The sequence below is a fragment of the Oleiphilus sp. HI0125 genome (assembly GCF_001635355.1).
Genome location: NZ_LWGF01000155.1, coordinates 1 through 783, shown reverse-complemented (window position 1 = coordinate 783; position 783 = coordinate 1). Strand labels below are relative to the sequence as shown.

At 45.8% G+C, this 783-nt stretch carries 1 protein-coding gene; it reads left to right on the top strand.

Features of this window, described 5'->3' with window-relative positions:
• Nucleotides 1-231: 231 nt before the first annotated feature.
• The coding region (locus A3762_RS02595; protein ID WP_156493160.1) for a metal ABC transporter solute-binding protein, Zn/Mn family at nucleotides 232-783 on the top strand (552 nt) is incomplete at its 3' end.

The following is a 783-nucleotide window of genomic DNA, read 5'->3' as shown; positions in this document are numbered from 1 at the left end:
CTGCCCCAACAGACATGGAGATATTACTGAGTACGGGCTTTGCGCCAAAAGACACTGAAAGCTGCTCGCACTCTATTAATTTTTTGCTCACGCATTACCTCAAAAAAACTGCCTAACGACCCACCAAAAAATACGAGTTGTTAAGCAAAGGACGAAGGAGCTATGATACAACATATCATTACGTTTTGAAGACTTATTTAAACTCCAATAAAACAGGCTCAAGGAAAAGATATGCTCAAGAAAAATCGCTTGGCGCTCATGACGTCATTACTTCCTCTTACAGCATTTGCTGACGCACCTAGCATTGCAGTAGATATTGCACCACTGCACTCAATTGTTAGTCAGGTTACCGCAGGTGTAACAGAGCCCAACCTTATCATTCCTGCAGAAGCATCGCCGCATTACTATAGCCTGAAGCCTTCCCAAGCTCGTTCACTCGCAAATTCTGATGTCGTGTTTTGGATGGGAGAAGAGTTAACACCTTGGCTTGAGAAATCGATGGATAACGTTGCCGAGTCTGCGAAGAAAGTCGAGATACTTGAGTTAGACGAAACCATCACATATGCCTTCCGCGAAGGTGCAACCTTTGAAGGCCATGATCATGGCGATCATGACGAACATGGGCATGACGATCATGATGATCATGGACACGACAAGCATGACGACCACGGACACGACGATCATGATGACCACGGACACGACAAACATGACGACCATGGACACGACAAGCATGACGACCATGGACACGACAAACATGACGACCATGGACACGACAAACATGAC